This window comes from Sphaerochaeta sp. S2 (assembly GCF_016406725.1).
Taxonomy (GTDB): domain Bacteria; phylum Spirochaetota; class Spirochaetia; order Sphaerochaetales; family Sphaerochaetaceae; genus Sphaerochaeta.
Map to the genome: position 1 here is coordinate 1 of NZ_JAEKNT010000088.1, position 2,675 is coordinate 2,675.

3 protein-coding genes are annotated in these 2,675 nt (G+C 43.1%); all 3 read left to right on the forward strand.

Features of this window, described 5'->3' with window-relative positions; genetic code table 11:
- A partial coding sequence (locus JF818_RS02440; RefSeq protein WP_198890399.1) for a DUF4417 domain-containing protein occupies positions 1–475 on the forward strand: 475 nt, incomplete at its 5' end.
- Positions 460–732 carry a CPCC family cysteine-rich protein gene (locus tag JF818_RS16615; protein WP_198890400.1) on the forward strand — a complete coding sequence of 91 codons (273 nt, stop codon included), beginning with the start codon at positions 460–462 and terminating at the stop codon, positions 730–732. The genes JF818_RS02440 and JF818_RS16615, both read left to right, overlap by 16 nt.
- Positions 733–839: 107 nt before the next feature.
- Positions 840–2,423, forward strand: a complete 1,584-nt coding sequence (locus JF818_RS02450; RefSeq protein WP_198890401.1) for an NAD(P)/FAD-dependent oxidoreductase — start codon at positions 840–842, stop codon at positions 2,421–2,423.
- Positions 2,424–2,675: the final 252 nt, after the last annotated feature.

The following is a 2,675-nucleotide window of genomic DNA, read 5'->3' on the forward strand; positions in this document are numbered from 1 at the left end:
GCCTGAAGGTTGCTTGAGAAAGCTAGCTCAATACAAACACGTTCTTACCCCGGATTTCAGTCTCTATACGGATATGCCTCTTGCCATACAACTCTTCAATACCTTCAGAAACAGATGGTGTGGCGCTTTTTGGCAAGAATTAGGCCTCTCAGTTTTGCCGACCATAACATGGGGTAACAAGGAGAGCTTCGATTTTTGCTTCAAGGGTGTTCCTAAAGGATCAGTCGTAGCTATCTCTACAATTGGGTGTAAGCATTGCAAAGAGGCATTCATGCTTGGATATAACGAAATGCTGAATCAAATTACGCCCGAGCTAATACTGTGTTTTGACATGCCTTTTCCGGAGATGGATGGCAATGTCATCTATATAAAAACCGATCGTTTTCCACAAAAGAAGAAAAAGGAGAGCACTATATGGGAGGAAGAGGAACTGATTCAAGGTACTTTGGACCTAAACAGATGGACTTCAATTTAGTACAACAAGACCGTATAGAAAAAGGAAGGGCCGAAACCGCTGGCCATGGAGGTAGAGAGAGCAAAGAACCTATTGCTTTTAGCACATGTGCCTGCTGTGAAGAGTACACTATTCCTTTTGATTCAGAGTTTGTAGTATGTCCTCTCTGTGGATGGATTGACGATCACTTTCAGAACTTGCATCCTGATAGCACTGAAGGCAAGAATTCCATCTGTTTGCATGAAGCGAGAAAAATACATCAGACTCGTCATAGATAGCATACCAATGTAGATTTAGGCGTTTTTTCCTTTCAGGACAACACATTTCCCTCGCCTGCCCCAATATTTAATGGTAAGGTTACACCAAGAAACGGGGAGATAGCACTATGAAGGAACGCTATGACGTTGTGGTAGTCGGGGGTGGAATCGCTGGATTGGTGGCATCCGCATACTGTGCTCGCTCTGGGTGCTCAGTCCTACTCTGCGAGCAGCAAGAGAAGCTTGGCGGACTGGTAAATTCCTTTGAACGAGATGGGTTCATCTACGATCAGGGGATTCGGGCTATTGAAAACTCAGGCATTATCTTCCCAATGCTGAAGCAATTGGATATCGAAATCCCATGGGTAAGAAGTCCTGTCACCCTTGCAGTTGGGGATGAGAAGATTGTAGTAGAAAGCAAAGAGAGCTTTGTCGGCTACCAAGCAATGCTTGAAAACCTGTATCCCCAGAATAAGTGTGACATTGCTGCCATCATGGAGGAGATCAAGAAGATCACCACATATATGGATGTATTGTATGGAATCGACAACCCAATGTTCCTCGACTCCTATGATGATTTCTCCTACGTCAGAAAAACCCTTTTACCTTGGTTATTCAAGTATATGAAAACCATCGGGAAAATTGGAAAGCTGAACGAGCCGGTAGCCGAGTACTTGCAGAAGTTTACCAACAACCAGGCTTTGATAGATATCATCGCCCAGCATTTCTTTGCAGACACTCCAACCTTTTTTGCATTGAGTTACTTTGGACTGTACCTCGAGTACCAGTACCCCATGGGAGGAACCGGTGCTCTACCTTTGGCGTTGGAAAAGTATCTTCGTTCCCACGATGTCGACATTCTGCTTAACTACCCTGTCACTAAGATAGATGCAGAACAACAGACTATTGAAGGTCGTATCAAATATGATCATCTTATCTGGGCAGCAGATTTAAAGCAGCTCTACAGAATTCTTAAAACTAATCCACTACGTGATCCAAAAATGCAAAATACTATAGAGAAAACAAGCAATTTGCTTGAAACAAAGCACGGAGGGGACTCTATCTTCTCTCACTTTGTTGCAACCGATCTTCCTCCATCGTATTTCAAGGAACGCTCCACTCACCATTTATTCTATACCCCAAACACCAAGGGACTGAGTACGGTAGACATAAAAGCGTTGGATCCTACAATCCATGATAAACAAGTGATCAAGGAGTATCTCAAGGCATATCTAGAAACAACCACCTATGAGATTTCCATCCCAGTTCTCAGGGACCCGAATCTGGCGCCTCCTGGAAAGACAGCCATCATTATCAGCACACTGGCGTCCTACGAACTATTCAAACGTATTGAGAACGATGGTTGGTATGAAGAGGCTAAGCAGTTCTCCCAGGAGCACATAATTAAAACACTTGCTTCCTCCCTCTATGAAGGACTGGAAGACCATATTCTGGATGCTTTCACATCCACCCCGCGTACTATCGAAAAGCTGACAAGCAATAGTGAGGGAGCTATCACCGGTTGGGCATTCACCGAGGGGGAGGTTCCTGTTATCCATTCGATGAAGAAGATAACCAAGTCTGTCATTACCCCACTTACACACATAAGCCAAGCAGGCCAGTGGAGTTTCAGCCCCTCTGGTCTGCCTATATCAGTCATGACTGGCAAACTGGTGGCTGGTAGGGCATTGAAGGAGTTGGGGAAGAAATAAGGTTACAGAAAACGGGGATTTTCAGGCTATAGATATAGTACATAACGTATTTAAAATATTATATATATACCATATATACAGTTACATGTATTTTAGGCCAAAAACCTTGAAAACGTGTAATTTATGCACTTCATAAACCTTGAAAACGTGTAATTTATGCACTTCATAAACCTTGAAAACGTGTAATTTATGCACTTCATAAACCTTGAAAACGTGTAATTTATGCACTTCATAAACCTTGAAAACGTGTAA

Bases quoted from the DNA above. Each gene is read 5' to 3' on its own strand.
- JF818_RS02450 (WP_198890401.1), top strand. From the start codon at position 840: ATGAAGGAACGCTATGACGTTGTGGTAGTCGGGGGTGGAATCGCTGGA.
- JF818_RS16615 (WP_198890400.1), top strand. From the start codon at position 460: ATGGACTTCAATTTAGTACAACAAGACCGTATAGAAAAAGGAAGGGCC.